Source organism: Caldimonas mangrovi (genome assembly GCF_023721835.1).
Classification (GTDB): Bacteria; Pseudomonadota; Gammaproteobacteria; order Burkholderiales; family Burkholderiaceae_C; genus Caldimonas; species Caldimonas mangrovi.
The window spans coordinates 193,446-212,839 of record NZ_JAMKFE010000001.1 but is presented as its reverse complement, the minus strand read 5'-3'; the positions used below and the strand labels follow the sequence as shown (position 1 = coordinate 212,839).

The 19,394-nt window shown below is 67.6% G+C and carries 21 protein-coding genes; 14 read left to right on the top strand and 7 right to left on the bottom strand.

The window, feature by feature from the left end; all coding sequences use genetic code 11:
• Positions 1-29 precede the first annotated feature (29 nt).
• From M8A51_RS01005 to M8A51_RS00995, 3 genes are read right to left on the bottom strand one after another with little or no spacing between them, the layout of a single operon-like run.
• The gene (locus M8A51_RS01005; RefSeq protein ID WP_251776229.1) at positions 30-887 is read right to left on the bottom strand and encodes a D-hexose-6-phosphate mutarotase; all 858 of its coding nucleotides are present in this window, start codon (positions 885-887) and stop codon (positions 30-32) included.
• Between the two features lie 10 nt (positions 888-897).
• Positions 898-2,283: a glutathione-disulfide reductase gene (gene gorA / locus M8A51_RS01000; protein ID WP_251776228.1), complete on the bottom strand. Its 1,386-nt coding sequence runs from the start codon at positions 2,281-2,283 to the stop codon at positions 898-900.
• A gap of 41 nt (positions 2,284-2,324) precedes the next feature.
• Positions 2,325-3,248: a LysR family transcriptional regulator gene (locus M8A51_RS00995; protein WP_251776227.1), complete on the bottom strand. Its 924-nt coding sequence runs from the start codon at positions 3,246-3,248 to the stop codon at positions 2,325-2,327.
• A 131-nt stretch (positions 3,249-3,379) separates the two neighbouring features.
• On the opposite strand from M8A51_RS00995, the gene M8A51_RS00990 reads away from it, so the two are divergent.
• Positions 3,380-4,066 (top strand): type 1 glutamine amidotransferase domain-containing protein, encoded by a 687-nt coding sequence (locus M8A51_RS00990; protein WP_251776226.1) that lies wholly within the window; start codon positions 3,380-3,382, stop codon positions 4,064-4,066.
• Positions 4,067-4,199: 133 nt separating this feature from the next.
• Here M8A51_RS00990 and M8A51_RS00985 read toward each other — a convergent pair whose 3' ends face one another.
• Positions 4,200-4,547, bottom strand: a complete 348-nt coding sequence (locus M8A51_RS00985) for a winged helix-turn-helix transcriptional regulator (RefSeq protein ID WP_251776225.1) — start codon at positions 4,545-4,547, stop codon at positions 4,200-4,202.
• 94 nt (positions 4,548-4,641) lie between these two features.
• Between M8A51_RS00985 and M8A51_RS00980 the strand changes: the two genes are divergently transcribed.
• The 5 genes from M8A51_RS00980 to M8A51_RS00960 all read left to right on the top strand — a co-directional run bounded on the left by M8A51_RS00980 (position 4,642) and on the right by M8A51_RS00960 (position 8,643).
• Positions 4,642-5,205, top strand: a complete 564-nt coding sequence (locus M8A51_RS00980; RefSeq protein ID WP_251776224.1) for a carboxymuconolactone decarboxylase family protein — start codon at positions 4,642-4,644, stop codon at positions 5,203-5,205.
• 32 nt (positions 5,206-5,237) lie between these two features.
• Entirely contained in the window at positions 5,238-6,308 is a 1,071-nt protein-coding gene (locus M8A51_RS00975; protein WP_251776223.1) for an oxidoreductase, read from the top strand.
• An 81-nt stretch (positions 6,309-6,389) separates the two neighbouring features.
• On the top strand, positions 6,390-6,797 hold the full coding sequence (locus M8A51_RS00970) for a DoxX family protein (protein ID WP_251776222.1): 408 nt from the start codon (positions 6,390-6,392) through the stop codon (positions 6,795-6,797).
• A 55-nt stretch (positions 6,798-6,852) separates the two neighbouring features.
• A complete protein-coding gene (locus tag M8A51_RS00965) occupies positions 6,853-7,755 on the top strand; it encodes an ion transporter (RefSeq protein ID WP_251776221.1) in 903 nt (300 codons plus the stop codon).
• 60 nt (positions 7,756-7,815) lie between these two features.
• The gene (locus M8A51_RS00960) at positions 7,816-8,643 is read left to right on the top strand and encodes an acyl-CoA thioesterase (RefSeq protein ID WP_251776220.1); all 828 of its coding nucleotides are present in this window, start codon (positions 7,816-7,818) and stop codon (positions 8,641-8,643) included.
• On the opposite strand, the gene thpR is transcribed toward M8A51_RS00960, so the two are convergent.
• Positions 8,634-9,173, bottom strand: a complete 540-nt coding sequence (gene thpR / locus M8A51_RS00955) for an RNA 2',3'-cyclic phosphodiesterase (RefSeq protein WP_251776219.1) — start codon at positions 9,171-9,173, stop codon at positions 8,634-8,636. The genes M8A51_RS00960 and thpR overlap by 10 nt on opposite strands.
• Positions 9,173-9,784 carry a hypothetical protein gene (locus M8A51_RS00950; RefSeq protein WP_251776218.1) on the bottom strand — a complete coding sequence of 204 codons (612 nt, stop codon included), beginning with the start codon at positions 9,782-9,784 and terminating at the stop codon, positions 9,173-9,175. Before M8A51_RS00950 ends, thpR begins: the two co-directional genes overlap by 1 nt.
• 153 nt (positions 9,785-9,937) lie before the next feature.
• On the opposite strand from M8A51_RS00950, the gene M8A51_RS00945 reads away from it, so the two are divergent.
• The 7 genes from M8A51_RS00945 to M8A51_RS00915 all read left to right on the top strand — a co-directional run bounded on the left by M8A51_RS00945 (position 9,938) and on the right by M8A51_RS00915 (position 17,004).
• Positions 9,938-10,699: an SDR family NAD(P)-dependent oxidoreductase gene (locus M8A51_RS00945; protein WP_251776217.1), complete on the top strand. Its 762-nt coding sequence runs from the start codon at positions 9,938-9,940 to the stop codon at positions 10,697-10,699.
• Between the two features lie 332 nt (positions 10,700-11,031).
• Positions 11,032-11,895 (top strand): branched-chain amino acid ABC transporter permease, encoded by an 864-nt coding sequence (locus M8A51_RS00940; protein ID WP_251776216.1) that lies wholly within the window; start codon positions 11,032-11,034, stop codon positions 11,893-11,895.
• Between the two features lie 2 nt (positions 11,896-11,897).
• A complete protein-coding gene (locus tag M8A51_RS00935) occupies positions 11,898-12,908 on the top strand; it encodes a branched-chain amino acid ABC transporter permease (RefSeq protein WP_251776215.1) in 1,011 nt (336 codons plus the stop codon).
• A complete protein-coding gene (locus M8A51_RS00930) occupies positions 12,901-13,665 on the top strand; it encodes an ABC transporter ATP-binding protein (RefSeq protein ID WP_251776214.1) in 765 nt (254 codons plus the stop codon). The genes M8A51_RS00935 and M8A51_RS00930 overlap by 8 nt, the downstream gene beginning before the upstream one ends.
• On the top strand, positions 13,652-14,359 hold the full coding sequence (locus M8A51_RS00925) for an ABC transporter ATP-binding protein (protein ID WP_251776212.1): 708 nt from the start codon (positions 13,652-13,654) through the stop codon (positions 14,357-14,359). The genes M8A51_RS00930 and M8A51_RS00925 overlap by 14 nt, the downstream gene beginning before the upstream one ends.
• Positions 14,360-14,412: 53 nt before the next feature.
• A complete protein-coding gene (locus M8A51_RS00920; protein WP_251776211.1) occupies positions 14,413-15,579 on the top strand; it encodes an ABC transporter substrate-binding protein in 1,167 nt (388 codons plus the stop codon).
• Between the two features lie 279 nt (positions 15,580-15,858).
• Positions 15,859-17,004, top strand: coding sequence for a branched-chain amino acid ABC transporter substrate-binding protein (locus tag M8A51_RS00915; RefSeq protein ID WP_251776210.1), 1,146 nt, complete (start codon positions 15,859-15,861; stop codon positions 17,002-17,004).
• 40 nt (positions 17,005-17,044) lie between these two features.
• Here M8A51_RS00915 and M8A51_RS00910 read toward each other — a convergent pair whose 3' ends face one another.
• Positions 17,045-18,307, bottom strand: a complete 1,263-nt coding sequence (locus M8A51_RS00910) for an ABC transporter substrate-binding protein (RefSeq protein WP_251776209.1) — start codon at positions 18,305-18,307, stop codon at positions 17,045-17,047.
• Positions 18,308-18,590: 283 nt separating this feature from the next.
• On the opposite strand from M8A51_RS00910, the gene M8A51_RS00905 reads away from it, so the two are divergent.
• Positions 18,591-19,388 (top strand): tetratricopeptide repeat protein, encoded by a 798-nt coding sequence (locus M8A51_RS00905; protein ID WP_251776208.1) that lies wholly within the window; start codon positions 18,591-18,593, stop codon positions 19,386-19,388.
• The last annotated feature ends 6 nt before the right edge of the window (positions 19,389-19,394 follow it).

The following is a 19,394-nucleotide window of genomic DNA, read 5'->3' as shown; positions in this document are numbered from 1 at the left end:
GCCCGCTGACAGCACGGCGGCGTTTGTTGCTAGCCGGCGACAAGGGTTTGCCGACCCCACCACTGCTCGCCGGGTGCAAGCACGATGGGCCGGCCGATCGCTGCGGCTTCGACGCACAGCATGCGCCGGAATCCCAGCGGCGGCAGGTCGGCCAGCCGGGCCGTCTTGTCCTGCCAGGGGTTCCAGACGACGACATCGGGGAACTGCTGAGATTCGATCGTCAACGTGCGATGCGGCTCTTGCAGCTGCAACGGACGGGTCGCGTCGAAGTAGATGCGGTCGACTTCGTCGTCGATCGACAGCGCGTAAAGATCCTGCACACTCTCGCTGCCCCGCACGTTGTCGTGATAACGCAGCCCGCGCAGCCCTTCGAGACGCGTCTCCTCGACCTCGCGCACGCGCAGATAGGTATGCAATGCCGCGGTGAAGCTGAAGGCCGGGGCGTCCGCCTCGCCCCGGTGTTCGACCTCCAGTTCGACGTCGAGGCGCGTGCCGCCGACCGCCACGGTCAGCTCGGCTCCGAAGGCGTGCGGCCATTGCTCCCGGGTGCGCTCGTCGTCGCACAGCCGCAGCACCGCGATGGCATCGTCGCGGCCAGTGTCGGTGCGCTGCAGTTCCCAGCGGCGGGTGCGGGCGAACCCGTGCCGTGGCAGCGGGCCGCGCTGCTCGAACTGCGGGAAGATCACCGGCACGCCGCCGCGCACCGCCTGGCCGTCGGCAAAACCGGACGCCTCGGACAAGTACAGGCGTTCCTCGCCGCCGGCCGGGACCCAGGACACCACCTGGGCACCGTGCAACAGCACGATGGCTTGAGCACCGTCAGGCGCACGCAGGTGCACGGCCGGCTGGCCATGCACGTCGATCAATCGAGGTTGATGGGTGGACATGGCCGACAGCTTACGCGACGCTGCTGCCGCCGCTGCAGTGGCGCTCACGCATCAGCACCAGTTCCTCGGCCACCGTGGGGTGCACGGCCACGGTGTTGTCGAACAGCGCCTTGGTGGCCCCCGCCTTCAGCGCGACCGCAAAACCCTGGATCACTTCGGCAGCCTCGGGTGCAACGAGATGCACGCCAAGCACCACGTCGGTCGCATCGTCGACCACCAGCTTCATGAAGGCGCGCTCGTCGCTGCCGGTGAGCGTATGGCGCAACGGCCGGAATTCGGAGCGGTAGATGCGCAGCTTGCCGTGTCGCTCGCGCGCCTGCGCTTCGGTCAGGCCGACACTGGCCGCGGGCGGGTCACAGAAGACCGCGGTCGGCACATCGTCGTAGCGCATCTCGCGGGGGGCCTCGTTGCCGCAGCCGTAAAGGCGGTCGACCAACGCACCGGCCTGCAGCAGCGCGACCGGCGTCAGCGCGCGGTGGTCGACGACATCGCCGATGGCGAACACGGACGGCACGCTGGTGCGAAAGTGCGCGTCGACCTCGATCGCGCCCTGGTCGGTCATCTGCACCCCGGCCGCCTCGAGACCCAGGCCCTCCGTGCGGGGCGCGCGACCGGTGGCCAGCAGCACGGCATCCGCCTGCAAGGGATCGCCGTCGCCGACGTGGATCTCCAGCCCTGCGGCGTGCCGCGACACCCGCTGCACCGAAGCCCCGAACCGCAGAGCAATGCCTTTCTTGCCCAGTTCGCTCGCGACAAAGCGCGCCATCTCGTCGTCGAAGCCGGGCAACAGCCGGTCGCCGCGCTGCAGCAGCGTGACCTGCGCTCCAAGGCCGTGAAAGATCGAAGCGAACTCGCAGCCGATGTAGCCGCCGCCGACGATGGCAAGACGCCGCGGAAATGGCTCGACGTCGAACAGCTGATCGGACGACAGTGCCAGTTCCGCCCCTTCGAAGGGCGGCCGCCGCGGCGCCCCGCCGGTGGCGACGAGGATGCGCTCGGCGTACACGTCGTGCGTGCCGATGCGCACGGTATGTGCGTCGACCAGTTGCGCCCACCCCCGGCGCACCTGCACGCCGGCGTCCTGCAGCAGGCGCTCGTAGACACCATTGAGACGCTCGATCTCCACGGCACGCTGACGGCGCAACCGGCCCCAGTCGAACATCGGTTGGTCCACCTGCCAGCCGTAACCGCGCGCCTCTTCGAAGGCTTGCGCGTAATGCGACGCATAGCTGTAGAGCTTCTTCGGGATGCAGCCGACGTTGACGCAGGTCCCGCCCAGCCGCTGGCCTTCGACCAGCACCACCCGGGCGCCGCGCTGCGCTGCCAGCCGTGCAGCGCGCACCCCGCCGCTGCCGCCCCCGATGACGACGAGATCGAATGCTGCGCTGGTCGGCATGTCCATATCCCTGCTGTGGCAATGCCTGCAGTGTGCCCGTGCTAGCGTCTGCCTGCTGCGGCCACGTCCTCGAGCAGGAAATCGACAAAAGCCCGCACCCGTGCAGAAAGATGCCGGTGCTGTGGATAAAGCGCATAGAAGGGCCAGCTGCGCCCGCCGTGGCCTTGCAGCACCTCGAGCAGCGCGCCCCGCGCCAGGTCGGTGGCCGCAACGAAGTGATAGCCCTGCGCGAGCCCGCCGCCCGAACGGGCGAGGTTCAGGCAGCCGACCACATCCTCGAGGCAGCACAGCCGGCTGGCAACGCGGCGCTCGACGTCCTGCCCGCCATCGCGGAAGTACCACGGCAACGCCCGGCCGGTGCTCGGCAGCACGAACTGGATGCACAGGTGCCGGTCCAGGTCGTCGAGCGTGCCCGGCGTGCCGTGGCGCCGCAGGTAGTCGGGCGATGCGAACACCCCCAGCGTGGCATGCTCCAGCAGCCGTGCGACCAGGCGTGTGTCCTGCGGCTCGCCGCGCCGAATGGCCACGTCATAGCCCTCCTCGATGAAATCGACGTTGCGGTTGGCGATCTGCACGTCGACCGACACCTCGGGATGGCGCTGCAGGAACAGCGGCAGCCGCGGCAGCAGCCGGTGGTGACCGTAGGTGGACGGCACGCTGACGCGCAGCGTGCCGCGCACTTCGCCGCGCTGCCCCGACAGCGCACGCTGGGCCTCCTCGATCTGCGCCAGGGCCTGCCGACATTGCTCGTAGTAGAGCCTGCCGTCGTCGGTCAGCCTGACGCGGCGGGTGGTGCGGGCAAACAACCGCACGCCGAGGCGGGCTTCGAGGCGCTGGACCGACCGGCTGACCGCCGGCGGCGTCAGGCCAAGCGCCTCGGCGGCCGGCGTGAAACCGCCGAGCTCGGCCGCCTTGCAGAAGATTTCGATGCTACCGAGCTGGATCGGGTCGAAGCTACGGGTCATTGATAACAACGTGTAATTGATGAAGTGCCGTGGCAGGACTTTATGGCATGCCGTGGGTCTCCTACAGTCCATGGGTCGCCCGCACGGGATTTGCCCCCGCGGACATTCGATCTCACAGCAAGGAGCCCTTCATGACCCGACGCATCCTGATCATCGTCACGTCCAACGACCGCATGGGCGAGACGGCCCGACCCACCGGCCTGTGGGCCGAGGAACTGGCCGCACCGTATTTCGCATTCGTCGACGCCGGCCACGAGGTCGAGATCGCGTCCCCCAAAGGCGGCGCCGCGCCGATCGATCCGGGCAGCCTCAAGCCACGCGGCGAGAACGACGCCGTCGTCGAGCGCTTCCTGGCCGACGAAACCGTGCAACGCAAGGTGAAAGCAACGCGGCGCGTGAGCGAACTCGACGCCAGCGGCTTCGACGCGGTGTTCTTCCCTGGCGGCCACGGCACCATGTGGGACCTGCCGGGCGACGTCGGCGTGACGCGCGCTGTCGAAAGCGCCTATGCGGCCGGCAAGGTGGTCGCGGCGGTCTGCCACGGGCCGGCCGGCCTGGTGAGCGCCCGGCGGCCCGACGGGCAGCCGCTCGTGGCCGGCAAGCGCGTCAATGCGTTCACCGACGACGAGGAACGCGCCGCCGGGCAGATGGACAGCGTGCCCTTCACGCTCGAGAGCCGCCTGCGCGAGCTGGGGGCGCACTTCGAGAAAGCTGCGAACTGGCAACCGTTCGCGGTGCGCGACGGTCAGTTGATCACCGGACAGAACCCGCAGTCGTCGGCCGAAGTGGCGCGCCTGGTGCTGCACGCGCTGCAGTGATCAAGTCGAGTACAGCGCCTCCCAATCCTGCGTGAAAGCGCGTCTTCGCGCGCCGGGGGTCGTTGCAAATCCTCGCGATACCACCCGGTCTCGCCATGGTTTGCGCCTGGCCCCGGCAAACGCGCCATCGCTTTCATTCCCGCAAGGGACTTGAGGGACGCTGGACCCGCTCGCGCCACCACTGCACGGCCCACGCCATCATCGGCTCCATCGCCACCAGCAGCATGCGGCCCTGCGCGCTGAGCGCGTAACCCTGCCCGCTCAGGTGGTCGACGAGTTGAGCCTCGCGCAGTTCCTTCAGCCGCTGATTCAGCACGGTCGGCGAGACTTCGCTGCAGGCCTCCTGCAGCGCACGAAAGGTCAGCGGCTCGCCGCGCAGCTCCCACAGGATGCGCAGCACCCAACGCCGGTGGAACAGGTCGATGGCGGCGTTGATCGCCTGCTTGGCGAATGGCGCCTGAGCGCGGGGAAGTTTGCTCATGATTCGGTTGACCTCCGGTTGCTACGCATTTTGTAGCGATCGCTGCTATGCTGCAAACGCTACTGATTTAGTAGCTTTACGACAGGAACCCCTCATGACCACCCCTCGCATCGACCCCTTGTCCGCCCCGCTGCCTGCCGGCATCGCCGACCGGCTGCGCCGCCTGTTGCCCCAAGGCATGCCTGCGCCGCAGATCTTCCTGACCGTCGCACGCAACGAAGGCCTGTTCGAGCACCTGGTCGACAGCGGTCTGCTCGGCCCCACCGGGCTGCTCGACCGCGGTGCGCTGGCACCGGCACTGCGCGAACTGGTGATCCTGCGCACTTGCACCGCCAGCCGCAACGCCTATGAGTTCAGCCTGCACGAGCAAACGATCTCGCAGCGCACGGGACTGACTCCACAACAGATCGACGACCTGCGCCAAACCGCGCTGAACGAGACGTTGTGGTCGCCGGCAGAACGCGCCGTCGCCGCGCTCGTCGACGGGCTGGTGCAGCGGCTGGATGTCAGTGACGAGGCGTTCGAGCAGGCGCGGCGCCACTTCGACGACGCGACCCTGATCGAAATCACGCAGCTGGTCGGCCTCTACACCGGCGTCGCGATGCTGGTGGCGCTGGCCCGGCCGCGCTTCGACCGCTATCGGGCGGCTGCGGGTTAAGCTTCGGCTGCCCCAACCGCCCGCCACACGTCATGAGCGTCCTTCGCGTCGGCCTGATCGGCTACGGCTATGCCAGCAAAACTTTCCACGCCCCGCTGATCGCCGGCGTGCCGGGACTGCAACTCGTTGCCGTCTCGAGCAGCGACGCCGCCAAGGTGCACGCCGACTGGCCCGCGTTGCCGGTCGAACCCGATGCCCAGGCGCTGGTCGCGCGCCATGACATCGATCTGGTGGTCGTGCCGACACCGAACGACACGCACCATGCGCTGGCGAAGGCCGCGTTGCTGGCCGGCAAGCATGTGGTTGTCGACAAGCCTTTCACCGTGACGCTGGTGGAGGCGCAGGAGCTGGAGGCGCTGGCGCGCACAAAAGGTTGCGTGCTGTCGGTGTTTCACAACCGTCGCTGGGACGCGGACTTCCTGACCCTGCAAGGCCTGCTCGGCTCGGGACTGCTGGGGCGTGTCGTGCATTTCGAATCGCACTTCGATCGCTACCGGCCGCAGGTGCGCGCCCGCTGGCGCGAGCGGGCCGCCGGCGGCGGCGGGCTGTGGTACGACCTGGGGCCGCACCTGCTGGACCAGGCGCTGCAGCTGTTCGGGCTGCCCGAGGCGATCTGGCTCGACCTCGCACTGCAACGCGACGGCGCGCTGGCGGACGACTACTTCCACGCACAGCTGCGCTATGGCGGACTGCACGAAGGGCTGCGCGTGATCCTGCACGCGAGCGCGCTGGTGCCGGCGGTCGGACCGCGCTTCACCGTGCACGGCACGCGTGGAAGTTTTGTCAAGCATGGGCTCGACCCGCAGGAGGATCGCCTCAAGGCCGGCGCGCGCCCGCAACTGGACGTCCTGGGCGACTGGGGCCACGACCCCCTTGACGGATTGCTGACCCTCCCGGAGTCGACCGTCGAGGCGGCGCAGCAACGCCCCACGCTGCCAGGCAACTACCTTGCCTACTACGCCGCGGTGCGAGACGCGATCCTGCACGGCACGCCCAACCCGGTGCCGGCCGCGCAAGCCATGCAGGTGATGGCCCTGATCGAAGCCGGGCTGCACAGCCATGCCGCACGCCACGAACTGCCGGTGCCCAGATTGGCGCATTGACGTTGCGCGCACGGGACGACGCTTCTATGCTAGGCCCAGCGCGCGCCGCCGTGGCGTCGCCACCGACCGGAGGAACCAGACATGGGCTTCATCGAAAAATTCGGCCCGCTGATGGGCCGGGTGCTGCTGGCACTGATGTTCGTGCCGTCGGGATTCAGCAAGATCAGCAACTTCGACGGCACCGTCGGCTACATCGCCTCGAAGGGGCTGCCGTTGCCGCCGGTGCTGGCTGGAGGCACCATCGCGGTGGAGGTCGTGGCCGGGCTGGCGCTGTTGCTGGGCCTGAAAGCGCGCTGGGCAGCGCTGGTGCTCGCGGTGTTCGCGTTGCTGGCTGCCATGTTCTTCCACAACTTCTGGGCCCTGCCACCGGCCGAGCAGATGGCACAGAGCATCGCTTTCTACAAGAATCTGGCGATCACTGGCGGGTTGCTGTTCGTGGCCGCCTTCGGCCCGGGTCCGATCTCGGTGGACCGTCACGATCTCGGCTGAGCCGCACGCCAATCCCAGACGCGGGCCGTCGACGCGCCGGCCCGCCGCCCCTCGCATGACGACCGATACGGCCTCTCCCATCCCGTCCGACGCCGAGCAGTTCGGCAAGCCGCTCCAAGGCTGGCGGCTCAGGCTCTACACCATCATCTTCGAAGCCGACACCCGCGCCGGCAAGCTGTTCGACGTGGTCCTCATCGCCGCCATCCTGCTGAGCGTCGCGGTGGTCATGCTGGACAGCGTCGAGGCTTTGCACCAGCGCCACGGCCGCTGGTTCGACGTGCTCGAATGGTGTTTCACGCTGCTGTTCACGATCGAGTACATAGCCCGGCTCGTCTGCGTGCGCCGCCCATGGCGCTACGCGCGCAGCTTCTTCGGCGTGATTGATCTGCTCGCGATCCTGCCGGCCTATCTGGCAGCACTCGTGCCCGAGCTGCACCTGCTGATGGACGTGCGTATCCTGCGGCTGCTGCGCATCTTCCGCGTGTTCAAGCTGACGGAATACGCGATCGAGTACCGCCTGCTGTCGCGGGCGCTCGCCAACAGCCGGCGCAAGATCCTAATCTTCCTGAGCTTCGTGCTGATGGTGGTGCTGGTGCTCGGCACGCTGATGTACGTGGTCGAGGGGCCAGAGCACGGCTACGCCAACATTCCGACCTCGGTCTACTGGGCCATCACGACGCTCACCACCGTCGGCTTCGGCGACATCACGCCACAGACGAACGCCGGTCGCTTCATCGCCTCGCTGATGATGCTGCTCGGCTGGGGCACGCTGGCGGTGCCGACCGGCATCGTGACTGCCGAGATGACGTCGATGCGGCGGCGCCCGGTGACGACGCGCACCTGCCACGCCTGCCTCACCGAGGACCAGGCCGCCGACGCCAACTACTGCCGGCACTGCGGCGCCAAGTTGTCGCCCTACCAGTACGACCGCGAGGAGGAACAGCCGGTACGCAGGTGACAGCGCCTGACAGCGGCGCCCGGCACAATCGGCCGGTCCACGACCGCTCGCTTGTCCCGCATGAACCCCACAACGCCTTTTTCCGAACTGATCGCACGGCGCACTGCACCCGATCAGGCCGTTGTCCGCTTCGATATTTCTGACGACTGGCTGCAAGGCCGCACCACCTTCGGGGGACTGATCGCCGCGTGCGCCGTGCAGGCGATGCGCGACGTGGCAGGCAGTGCCTGGGACGGCCATGTGGCGCTGCTGGCGCTGCAGACCAGCTTCGTCGGCCCGGTCGGCCTGGGCACGATGGATGTCTCGGTACAGGTGCTCCGTGAGGGCCGCAATCTGCGTCAGCTGCAGGCGACGGCAACGCAGCAGGGGCAGACCGCCGCGGTGCTGCTCGCGGTGTTCGGCGTGCAACGCACCACGGCGCTACCGCCCCTGGAGCCTGCCCAGCCCGAGGTCGAGCGCCGTGCTGCCGATCTGCCGGCCCTTCCCTTCCTGCCCGGCGTGACACCCAACTTCACGCAGCATCTCGACTTCCGCTGGGCCGAAGGGCAGCCGCCCTTCACCGGCGGCGACTTCTGGCACTCGCGCATCCACGTCCGGTTGAAGGACCCGCAACCGGCCGCCCACGAACTGCTGGCCGTGATGCTGGCCGACGCGGCACCGACGCCGGCCCTGACGCGGCTCGCACAGCGCGGCCCGGCGAGCTCGGTCACCTGGGCGCTGGAACTCGCGGTGCCGGACGCGACCGACGACGACTGCAGCGGCTTCTGGCGCATCGACAAGGACACCCGGGCCGCCGCCGGCGGCTACGTCAACGAAACCACCCGGCTATGGACGCCCGGGGGGCGGCTCGCGGCGCACGGCTACCAGGTGGTGGCCGTCTACGGCTGACCCGCACCGTAGCGACGCAGCACCGTGTACCCGCCGGGTGGTTCCAAACGCGACTCGACCAGCGCGTAGCCATCGACCTGCCAGCGCACCTGCACGCCGGCAGGCGGCATCGCGGCGCGTGCGTCGCGCGCCAGCGTGACATGCGGCTCGTAGGCACGCGTGTCGAGTTCGCAGCCGAACGCCTGCAGCGCGGCACCGAGGCGGCGCTGCAGGTCGAGCAAAGCCGCAGGCGCCGTGCTTGGCCTCAGCCACGCCACGCCGCCCGGCCACAGGCCCGCGGCGTCGAGCGTCAGCTCGAAGGGCGCCAGCGGCACGTCTGCCTGCCGCATCAATGCCGCCACCTGCAAGGCCGGCACCTGTGCCAGGAAGTGCAGTGTCAGGTGCAGGCGGCCGGGCGGCACCCGCCGCGCGCTGCGCGGCCATTGCCAGGCGTCCTGGATCGCCACCAGTTCGCGCCGCACGGCCTCGTCGGGCCACAGCGCGAAGAACAACCGGGCAGGCGACGCGGGCGGCGGCGAAACACCGGACATCACACGCCCGGCGAGGACGGCGGTGCCGGCCACCCGAGCCACTGGCCGACCGGCAGGCCACCGGGAAAGACGTCCTCGAGCACTGCCGACGCGATGATCAGCACGATGACGATCACCACCCAGCGGCCGATCACGCCCTGTGCGGCCTGCATGCCGGGCGCCGTGGCCACCCGGGTCCAGGACTGGGGGTCCGCCAGGCGCGCCCGCAGTTTCAGCAGGCCGGCGATGATCAGCAACGGCACCACCACCGCGACCAGCTCGCCGGGGTGCAGGTAGTAGCCGTCCCACGCACCCATTGCCCCCTCGACGACAAATGCGAGCGCGACCAAAACCGGAATCAGCAGCACGCGGCGAGCCACGCGGGCGGCAAAGGCACGCACCGCCGGCGGCGTCGACGACAAGGCCCGGGTGGCGGCATGTTCGACCTCGCCGGGAGAACGCGACGGCGGCTTTGCACGCGACGCGGGTCGGGCCGGCGCCGGCGCGGCGACCGCCGCGGTCGTGCCACCGGCCAGCGCCGCACGTGCCGTCTGCTCGGCCTTTGCCTGCGCTGCGCGGATGGCCTGCTCCTGCTCGCGCTGTATCCGTTCGATTTCCTTGATGTAGTCCATCTCGCCCTCCGCGGTGGACCCCATTGTGGGGCCGGGTCAGGGCGTGCACACGGGTCTGTCCCTTCCGAGACAGACCTTCGAGCCGAAGGCTCTTACCTTAGCGTCTCCAGCGGGCGTGCATGCACACGCCCGCATGCTCAGGAGACAAGACTCATGCAGTTGTTCCGCCTCGACGGCAAGGTGGCCATCGTCACCGGCTCCAGCCGCGGCATCGGCCGTTCCATTGCCGAGAACCTGGCCCGTTGCGGTGCCCGGGTGGTGATCTCCAGCCGCAAGGCCGACGCCTGCGAAGCAGCAGCCGCCGCCATCCGCGCCGAAGGCGGCGAGGCGATCGCCATCCCCGCCAACATCTCCAGCAAGGAGCAGGTCGAGGCGCTGGTCGCCGAGACCCGCGGACACTGGGGGCCCATCGACATCCTCGTCTGCAACGCCGCCACCAACCCCTACTACGGCCCCAGCAGCGGGCTGACGGACGAGGTGTTCGACAAGATCATGCGCAACAACGTGCTCAGCAACCTGTGGCTGTGCAATCTGGTGCGCCCCGACATGGCCGACCGCCGTGACGGCGCGATCGTGATCATCTCGTCGATCGGTGGTCTGCATGGATCGACCACCATCGGCGCCTACAACGTCTCGAAGGCCGCCGATATGCAGCTGGCGCGCAACCTGGCCGTCGAATGGGGCCCGGACAACATCCGCGTCAACTGCATTGCGCCCGGCGTCGTGCGCACCGACTTCGCCCGCGCGATACACGAAGACCCGCGGGTGCGCGCGCTGGTGGAACGTGAACTGCCACTGCGCCGCATCGGCGAGCCGGAAGACATCGCCGGCATCGCCGTGATGCTGGCCGGCGCCGCGGGGCGCTATATGACCGGGCAAACGATCGTGGCCGACGGTGGATACATGATTCGATAAACCTCGAAACATTTTCTGCGGGTGCCGTCCGTTTCAAATCGAATATCGAAACAGGTTGCGACAAACGCTTCTCGTCCCGACCACGCTGAACATCATCGAGCTGCAGCGTGGAATTCACAGGGCCCTGATTCCGATATCCGTAGAAATCCCAGGCCTCCAGTTCCTTTGTGCAGAACTGACCAACCAAAGATGGATTGACGCTCCTCGGAGCGCGTGACAAAGTCGCCGGACCGGACCCTTTTGCTTCGATGCCATTCGATTTTCTTCGTGCCGCCGTCGGCTGCGCGCGGGGTGTTGCTGCGCCTGTGTGCGAATAAATCAAGGAGATGTTTTTGGAGCTGTTTTTCCAGCAGGTATTGAACGGCCTCACGCTGGGGGGTATTTACAGTCTGGTCGCGCTCGGCCTGACCTTGGTCTACGGCATCCTGCACGTGCCGAATTTCGCCCATGGCGCGTTCTACATGGCGGGCGCCTATGCAGCCTTCTATCTGATCAGCGCGCAAGGCTTCAACTACTGGGCCGCAATGGCCGGCGCGGCGGTGGTGGTCGCCCTGATCGCCGTGCTGGCCGAGCGGTTGGTGTTCCACCCACTGCGCCACGCACCGGGCCTGCACCACATGATCGCGGCCATCGGCCTGCTGCTGTTCCTGGAGGCGGGCGCGCAGGCCCTGTGGGGCGCCGACTTCCACCGCATGGACACGCCGTACGGCAACGTGGTGGAGTTCGCCGGCCTCATCGCGCCCATGCAGCGCCTGCTGATCATCGCAGCGGCCTTCGGGTTGATGGTGGCGTTGCACCTGTTCCTGAAAAAGACGGTCACCGGCGCCACCATCATTGCCATGGCGCAGGACCGCGCAGGCGCGGCGCTGGTCGGCATCGACGCGAACAAGGTCGCCATGCTGACCTTCGCGATCTCGGGTGCGCTGGCCGCCGTGGCCGCGGCACTGTATGCGCCGATCAATCTGATCTACCCGGCGATGGGCCACCTGGTGATCACGAAAGCCTTCGTGATCATCATCCTCGGGGGCATGGGCAGCGTGCCGGGCGCCATCGTCGGCGGGCTGATCATCGGCTTCGCCGAGAGCTTCGGCGCCTTCTACCTCTCGCCCGACTACAAGGACATCATCGCCTTCGCGATGCTGGTGGTGATCCTGTCATTCCGTCCGCAGGGACTGTTCACCAAGGGAGTGCGCTGAGCATGAAGCTCTTCGAAGGCAAGCTCGGCTGGAGCCTGTTGCTGCTGCTGGCCCTGCTGTTTCCGTTCGTGGCGGGCAACGACTACCACCTCACGGTGATGTCGACCGCCTACATCTTCGCGCTCGCGACCGTGGGGTTGAACCTGATCACCGGCTACACCGGCCAGTTCAACCTGGCACATGCCGGCTTCATGGCGGTGGGGGCCTATACGGTAGGCATCCTGACGGTCGACCACAGCGTGCCGTTCTGGGTCGCATTCGCGCTCTCGGGCGTCGTCGCGGCCGTGCTGGGATTCTTCATCGGGATCGTCTCGCTGCGGCTCAAGGGCCACTACTTCTCGATCTTCACGCTGTGCGTCGGCTACATCATGTACCTCGTCATCGAGAAATGGGAAAACCTGACGCACGGCACGGTCGGCATCATCGGCATCCCCGCGCCGTCGCCCATCGGCCCGCTGGAGTTCGAGTCGCCGCGCTCGCTGTACTACCTGGTGCTGTTTTTCCTGGTGGTCGGCATGTGGGCCATGCACCGCATCGTGCACTCGCTGCTGGGCCGCACTTTCGAGGCCATCCGCAACAGCGAGGAGCTGGCCGAGTCGCTGGGCATCAACCTGATGCGCAACAAGGTGCTGGCCTTCATGTTGTCGGTGTTCTATGCCGGCATGGCGGGGGGTCTGTACGCCGGCTTCGTGCGCTTCCTGGGCCCCGGGGTCGCCGCGGTGGAGCACACCTTCGACATGACGATGTACATGCTGGTCGGCGGCATCGGCACGCTGCTCGGGCCGCTGCTCGGCTCGCTGATCATGCCGTGGCTCACGCAATACCTGCAGTTCCTGCAGGAGTACCGCTTCGTGGTGTTCGGACCGATCCTGATCCTGCTGGTGATCTTCGTGCCGCACGGCATCGTCGGCACCTGGCTGCAATGGCGCGCCCGCCACGCCGCACGCCGAACCCCGGCCGCCACCCCGCCTCCGCCCAAGCCGGTCGCCGCCCAGGAGGGCAGCCATGCTTGAGATCGAAAAACTCACCAAGCGCTTCGGCGGCCTGACGGCCGTGCGCGACGTGTCGGTCACCATCGAGACCGGCAAAATCAACGCGATCATCGGCCCGAACGGGGCCGGCAAGACCACCTTCTTCAACCTGATCAGCGGCGTGCACCTGCCCAGCGACGGCCGCATCACCTTCAAAGGCCAGGACGTCACGCGAGCCGGTGCCGACCGCATGGCGCAGCTCGGCATCTCGCGCACCTTCCAGACGACCGCCCTGTTCGATCGCGCGACGGTGCTCGACAACCTGATCGTCGGGCACCGGCTGCGCACGCGTTCCGGCCTGTGGGACGTGCTCGCCCGCACCAAGCGGTTGCGCGAAGAGGAACGCGCCTGCCGCGAGAAGGCCGAGCAGGCCCTCGACTTTGTCGGCCTGAGCCATGTGGCGAACCGCGTCGCGGCCGACATCTCCCAGGAGGAGCGCAAGCGCGTCGCCTTCGCATTGGCGCTCACCACCGGCCCGAGCGTGGTGCTGCTCGACGAGCCGGCCGGCGGCGTCAACCCCGAAGAGACGGTCGGCCTCGCGGCGCTGATCCGCAAGATGGTCGGCAACGGCCTGACCGTCTGCCTGATCGAACACAAGATGGACATGATCATGAACCTGGCCGACAAGATCATGGTGCTCAACTACGGCGAGAAGATCGCCGAAGGCACGCCGGCCGAGATCCGCGCCAACCCGCACGTGATCGAGGCCTACCTGGGGAGCGAGCATGCTGCGGCTTGAGGACGTCTCGCTCAACTACGGCAGCTTCCGGGCGCTCAACAGCGTCAGCCTGCACGCCAACGAAGGCGAGCTGGTGGTGCTGCTCGGGGCCAACGGCGCCGGCAAGAGCTCGATCTTTCTCACCGTGAGCGGGCTGAACAAGGCTGCCGGCGGCCGCATCCGCTTCGGCGACAAAGAGCTCACCGGGCAGAAGCCGTCGCGCATCGTCGAGCAGGGCGTGGTGCACTGTCCGGAGGGCCGCAAGCTGTTCCCCGGCATGTCGGTGTTGAAGAACCTGCTGCTCGGAGCCTACGTGCACCGGCGCGACAAGAAGGGCATCGCGCGCACGCTGGAAGAAGTGTTCTCGCTCTTCCCCATCCTGCACGAGAAGAAGGACGACGCCGCCGGCTCGCTCAGCGGCGGGCAGCAGCAGATGGTCGCGATCGGCCGTGCGCTGATGGGCCGGCCCAAGGCGCTGCTGCTCGACGAGCCATCGCTGGGCCTGGCGCCGCTGGTCGTCAAGCAGGTGTTCGAGGTGATCCAGAAGATCAACCGGGCCGGCACCACCGTGCTGCTGGCCGAACAGAACGCGTATGCGGCGCTGCAGATCGCAAGCCGCGCCTACGTGATCGAGAGCGGCCGCATCGTGATGGAAGGCAGCCGCAACGAGCTACTCAACAACGACGCCGTGCGACGCGCCTACATCGGCGCGTGAACACCGCGCACATGTCGCCCCTTACCGCTTTCCATACGAAGGAGACTGTCACCATGGCATCCAAGTTCTCGCTCCGGCCGCTGGCCGCCGCCCTCGCCTTCGGCCTTGCGGCCACCGGCGCGCTCGCGCAGGACGTCGTCAAGATCGGCTATTCCGGTCCTTTGAGCGGCGGCGCCGCGCTGTACGGCAAGAACGTGCTGACCGGCATGCAGATGGCCGTGGACGAGATCAACGCGGCCGGCTTCGAGGTCGGCGGCAAGAAGTACAAGCTCGAGATCGTCGCGCTGGACGACAAGTACAACCCGAGCGAATCCGCCATCAACGCGCAACGCCTGGTGCAGGAGCACAAGACGCCGGCGATTCTGGTGCCGCACTCGGGCGGCAGCTTCGCGCTGCAGGCCTTCAACGAGCGCTCCAACTTCATGCTGCTGTCGTACACCAGCGTGCCGCAGATCACCGCGCGCGGCAACAAGATGACGATCCGCATCCCGCCCGAGTTCACCGGCTACGTGCAACCCTTCATCAACCACGCGATGGCCAAGTACGGCAAGTCGCTGGCCATCGCGAACGCCGACCACGATTACGCGAAGGCCTGGACGGCCGCCTTCAAGCCGGCATGGGAAGCTGCCGGCGGCAAGGTCGTGGCCGAAAACCCGATGTCCTACAACAAGTCGACCGACTTCTACAGCGGTGTCAGCCGCGTGATGGCCAGCAAGCCCGAGGTGATGTTCATCGGCGGTGCCTCCGAGCCGACCGGCCTGGTCGTCAAGCAGGCGCGTGAACTCGGCTTCAAGGGCGGATTCGTCATCATCGACCAGGCCAAGATGGACGAGATCGCGAAGGTGACCGGTGGCTACGCGCCGCTGGAGGGCTCGATCGGGGTGCTGCCGCTGGTGGAGGACACGCGCCCCGACCCCAAGGCCTTCGTCGAGCGTTTCCGCAAGGCCAACCCGGGCCGCGACCCCAGCTCCGAGGTGTCGCTGAACTACACCGCCGTGCACGCCGCGGCGCAGGCGATGAAGCTGGCAGGCAACGTGACCGACGCCACCGCGATCCGCGCCAAGATGAACGAGGCGTTCAAGACGCTGCCTGGCAAGTACAACCCCAACGACCTCGAGGGCGTCGACGAGAAAGGCGGCTCGCTTGCCAACACCTATGTCGGCGTGGTCGAGAACGGCAAGGTGCGGCAGGTCACACTGCGCGAGCTGGCGCAGAAATAAGAGCGCCTCGTCCCCGGCACCAGGAAGCCGCGCAGCGCGCGGCTTTTTCTTTCGCAGCAACGACTTGTCGCCGGCACAACCTCCGCGAGCGGAGATATCAGTCGACAGATAGTGTCAGAAAGCGCCAGAAAATAGAGAAATCGTCTTCCGACCTTCGACAGAATTCACGGCAGGCGCGCCGCGACCGCATTGCCGCGTGGCAGCGACCGAACCCCGGGCCGCACCACCCGCCCGCGCGCCCTTAGCGGCATGCAGCTTCTAACAAGGATGGAGAACGATATGTCAGACAGGAAATGGCGGGCCCGCGTGGTCCCTGCCGTGCTTGCAGCGGCCGCTGCCGCGGTGCTTGCCGGGGGCGCACAGGCCCAGGACGTGGTACGGATCGGACTGAGCAGCCCACTGTCGGGTCCCCAGGCGGCCTATGGCCAGGACAATCTCGACGGTGCCCGCTTGGCCATCGAGGAGTTGAACGCCCGGCCCGTCACACTGAACGGCAAGACGGTGAAGTTCGAGCTGGTGTACGAGGACGACACCGCTGATCCGCGGCAAGGCGTGCTCGTGGCCCAGAAGCTTGCCGACAGCGGCGTGAAGTTCATCGTGGGGCCCTACAACTCCGGCGTGACGATGCCGGCCTCCCGCGTGTACCACGAAGCAGGCATGGTGGTCGCGACGGTGGCGTCCAACCCCAAGGTCACGACGCAAGGGCATTCGCGCCTGTTCCGCGTGGGCGCCAGCGACACCCAGCTGGGCACGATGATGGCGCGTTATGCAGCGCAGCAGATGAAGGCGAAGCGGGTCGCGATCATCGACGACCGCACCGCCTACGGGCAGGGCGTGGCGAACGAGTTCGCGAAAGAAGCCAAGGCCCACGGCCTTGCCGTCGTGGCGCAGGAATACACCTCGGACAAGGCCACCGACTTCACCGCGGCACTGACGTCCATCAAGGCCAAGACGCCGGACGCCCTGTTCTTCGGCGGCTATTCCGCACAAGCGGGTCCGATGCTGCGGCAGATGCGCTCGCTGGGCATCAAGGCGCCGTTCCTCGGCGGCGACGGCATCTGCTCGCTCGAAACCGCCAAGCTGTCCGCCGGTGCGGCGCAGAACGTCTTCTGCACGCAAGGTGGCGCACTGCTGAGCAAGGACGCCCGCGGACAGACCTTCGTCGAGAAGTACCGCAAGGCCTACAAGCGCGAACCGCTGACCTATGCCGTGGCGTTCTACGACGCGACGCACCTGATCGCCGACGCGGTCCGTCAGGCAGGCTCGGCCGACCCCGCCAAAGTGGCACCGGTGATCGCCAAGGGCAGCTACCAGGGAGTCGCGGCCACCTATGCGTTCGACGACAAGCACGACCTGAAGTCGTCGCCGGTGACGGTCTACAACTTCGAGCAGGGCCGGCTGGTGCCGGTCGTCTCGATGCAATAGCGCTTGCCAGAACGACGGCCGCGCGTCGTGCGCGGCCGTTTCATCTGGGCCGTGCCACGGCGGCAAATCGCTGCATGGCCTGCTCGGCGCTCATGCGATCGTTGTTCCAGTATGCGGCGACCGCCTCGCGCAACGCGGCTTCCACCGCATCCGGTTGCACCATCTTGTGCGCCACCGACGGCACCAGCGCGTTGACCATGTTCGACGCGACGAAGTACGCGCTGGACTCCTGCGCACACAGGTCGAAGCGACCCATGTCGACGCCGGTGCCCACCGGGATCGACCCCTTGTTGAGGTTGAACGCCTCCTGGAACTCGCGGCTCATGATCGTCGCGGCCAGCGCATGCTGCGCCTGCGTCGCCTGCGCATCCTTGAGCCGGAACATGGCAAAGCTGTCGACGTTGAAGATGAAGGCGCGCGACGTGCCGGGTGCCGATACGCACAGGAAATCCTTGTTCGGTGCCTTGCCAGCCGCCAGGAATTCTCCCTTGGCCCAGTCGCCCATGAACTGCATGCCGGCCTCGCCGCGGATCACCATCGCAGTGGCGACGTTCCAGTCGCGCCCCGGTGCGCCGGCATCGGTGTAGCCCTTGATGCGCCGAAAGGTCGCCAGCACCTGCGCCATGGTGTCGCTGTGCAGCGCCTGCGGGTCGAGCCGCACGAAGGCGCGGCGATAGAAGTCGGCGCCGCCGACGCCGAGCGCCACCACCTCGAAGGTGGTGAACTCCTGCCACGGTTGCCCGCCATGCGCGAGCGGCACGATGCCCGCCTTGCGCATCTTCTCGGCCACCTCGAAAAACTCGTCCCAGTTGGTCGGCGCGCGGACCTCGGCCTTGCGCAACGCCTGCCGGTTGATCCACAGCCAGTTCACCCGGTGCACATTGACCGGGACCGCCGCATAGCGGCCGTTGACCTTCATCACCTCGGCCACGACGCGCGGCAGCTGGGCGTCCCACTGTTGCCGCCGGGCCACCTCGTCCAGATTGGCGAGCACGTTCAGGCGGCCCCACTCCTGGATCGCCGGACCCTTGATCTGCGCCGCGGCCGGCGGGTTGCCGGCCAGCACGCGCGAGCGCAGCACGCTGATGGCACTGTCGCCGCCACCGCCGACCACCGCGAAATCCCGCCATGTGTGGCCATCGGCCGCGAGCAGACGCTTCAACTCGGCGACCGAGCGGGCCTCGCCGCCGCTGGTCCACCAGTGCAGCACCTCCACCTGTCCGGCCGGCGCGGCGACAGAGGCCAGCAACGCGAAAGACAACACCGAACCCTGCACCCAGCGGGCACATGCGCTTGATCTCATGGGTCTCCTACCGCTCTCGCCCTGCCGTATGGCGGGTTAATGAATTATTACGAACAATGAACTAAACATGAACTGGGACCATCCCTGAGAGGCACCCGCAGGACGCCCTGCGAAGGTCGACAGGTATCGCTTGTAACCAAGCTCGGCGAGCATAGAGCCTGCTCAGGTGCGCCCGGCATGCCCGTAGTGCACCCGCATCAGAAGTCAGGGGCCGGCCGCGTCATGTCGTCGCGGTGCGTGCTCCCCCGGCGCCCCAGGGCCGTGGCACTGTTGAGGAGCTTCCATGCAGGCGCTCGACGCAGAGATCGGCAATGCAACAGCCCTGGTCATCGACGGCGATACCGCCTGGCGCAGCATCGTCTCCGCCATGCTGCGCAACCTGGGCATCGGCCAGGTGCAAACCTGCCCCGTGGCCGAAGAAGCGCAGGAGCTGCTGCGAGTCGCGCCGCGCGATATCGTGGTCTGCACCGAAGTACCAGCGTCCGCCGGGCGTTCGAGCAACCTCGCGACACTCAGGGCCGCCGGCCTGCTGCCGGCGTCCACAATGGTGGTGCTGATCTGCCCGGATCCGGTGCGCGTGCGGCATGTCGAGGCGCTGGAACTGGCCGACGCCTGCCTGCAGCTTCCGTGCACCGAGCATGCGCTGGGCGAGCGCCTCGCCCAGGCGCGCCAGCGGCAGCATGCGCTGGCTGACGTGATCGCCGCGTTGCAGCAGGGCCGCCACGCCGAGGTCGACCGCTTGTGCCGGGGCCGTCATGCCACACGCGCGCCTTACTGGGTTCAGGCATTGCGGCTGGCCGCACAGTTGCACCTCGACCGGGGCGATCCGTTCGCTGCGCGCGAGATGTACGAGGCCGTGCTGGCGTCGCGCGCACTGCCATGGGCCCGGCTCGGGCTGGCACGTGCGCTCACGCTGTTGGGCGAGCCGCACGCAGCCAGGGCGCTGCTGCAACGTCTGCTCGACGACCACCCGCTGTATGCCGATGCACTGGCCGCATGGAGCGAACTGGCGCGCCACGTGCGTCCGGTGCGCCGTGCGAATCGGCTCGTGCCGGTGCGTGCCGAGCCCCGCGCGCTCTGAGGGGCA

What these genes read in the sequence shown, in the direction of transcription:
- M8A51_RS01005 (WP_251776229.1), bottom strand. Translation starts at nt 887, where the DNA reads ATGTCCACCCATCAACCTCGATTGATCGACGTGCATGGCCAGCCGGCC.
- gorA (WP_251776228.1), bottom strand. Translation starts at nt 2,283, where the DNA reads ATGCCGACCAGCGCAGCATTCGATCTCGTCGTCATCGGGGGCGGCAGC.
- M8A51_RS00995 (WP_251776227.1), bottom strand. Translation starts at nt 3,248, where the DNA reads ATGACCCGTAGCTTCGACCCGATCCAGCTCGGTAGCATCGAAATCTTC.
- M8A51_RS00990 (WP_251776226.1), top strand. Translation starts at nt 3,380, where the DNA reads ATGACCCGACGCATCCTGATCATCGTCACGTCCAACGACCGCATGGGC.
- M8A51_RS00985 (WP_251776225.1), bottom strand. Translation starts at nt 4,547, where the DNA reads ATGAGCAAACTTCCCCGCGCTCAGGCGCCATTCGCCAAGCAGGCGATC.
- M8A51_RS00980 (WP_251776224.1), top strand. Translation starts at nt 4,642, where the DNA reads ATGACCACCCCTCGCATCGACCCCTTGTCCGCCCCGCTGCCTGCCGGC.
- M8A51_RS00975 (WP_251776223.1), top strand. Translation starts at nt 5,238, where the DNA reads ATGAGCGTCCTTCGCGTCGGCCTGATCGGCTACGGCTATGCCAGCAAA.
- M8A51_RS00970 (WP_251776222.1), top strand. Translation starts at nt 6,390, where the DNA reads ATGGGCTTCATCGAAAAATTCGGCCCGCTGATGGGCCGGGTGCTGCTG.
- M8A51_RS00965 (WP_251776221.1), top strand. Translation starts at nt 6,853, where the DNA reads ATGACGACCGATACGGCCTCTCCCATCCCGTCCGACGCCGAGCAGTTC.
- M8A51_RS00960 (WP_251776220.1), top strand. Translation starts at nt 7,816, where the DNA reads ATGAACCCCACAACGCCTTTTTCCGAACTGATCGCACGGCGCACTGCA.
- thpR (WP_251776219.1), bottom strand. Translation starts at nt 9,173, where the DNA reads ATGTCCGGTGTTTCGCCGCCGCCCGCGTCGCCTGCCCGGTTGTTCTTC.
- M8A51_RS00950 (WP_251776218.1), bottom strand. Translation starts at nt 9,784, where the DNA reads ATGGACTACATCAAGGAAATCGAACGGATACAGCGCGAGCAGGAGCAG.
- M8A51_RS00945 (WP_251776217.1), top strand. Translation starts at nt 9,938, where the DNA reads ATGCAGTTGTTCCGCCTCGACGGCAAGGTGGCCATCGTCACCGGCTCC.
- M8A51_RS00935 (WP_251776215.1), top strand. Translation starts at nt 11,898, where the DNA reads ATGAAGCTCTTCGAAGGCAAGCTCGGCTGGAGCCTGTTGCTGCTGCTG.
- M8A51_RS00930 (WP_251776214.1), top strand. Translation starts at nt 12,901, where the DNA reads ATGCTTGAGATCGAAAAACTCACCAAGCGCTTCGGCGGCCTGACGGCC.
- M8A51_RS00925 (WP_251776212.1), top strand. Translation starts at nt 13,652, where the DNA reads ATGCTGCGGCTTGAGGACGTCTCGCTCAACTACGGCAGCTTCCGGGCG.
- M8A51_RS00920 (WP_251776211.1), top strand. Translation starts at nt 14,413, where the DNA reads ATGGCATCCAAGTTCTCGCTCCGGCCGCTGGCCGCCGCCCTCGCCTTC.
- M8A51_RS00915 (WP_251776210.1), top strand. Translation starts at nt 15,859, where the DNA reads ATGTCAGACAGGAAATGGCGGGCCCGCGTGGTCCCTGCCGTGCTTGCA.
- M8A51_RS00910 (WP_251776209.1), bottom strand. Translation starts at nt 18,307, where the DNA reads ATGAGATCAAGCGCATGTGCCCGCTGGGTGCAGGGTTCGGTGTTGTCT.
- M8A51_RS00905 (WP_251776208.1), top strand. Translation starts at nt 18,591, where the DNA reads ATGCAGGCGCTCGACGCAGAGATCGGCAATGCAACAGCCCTGGTCATC.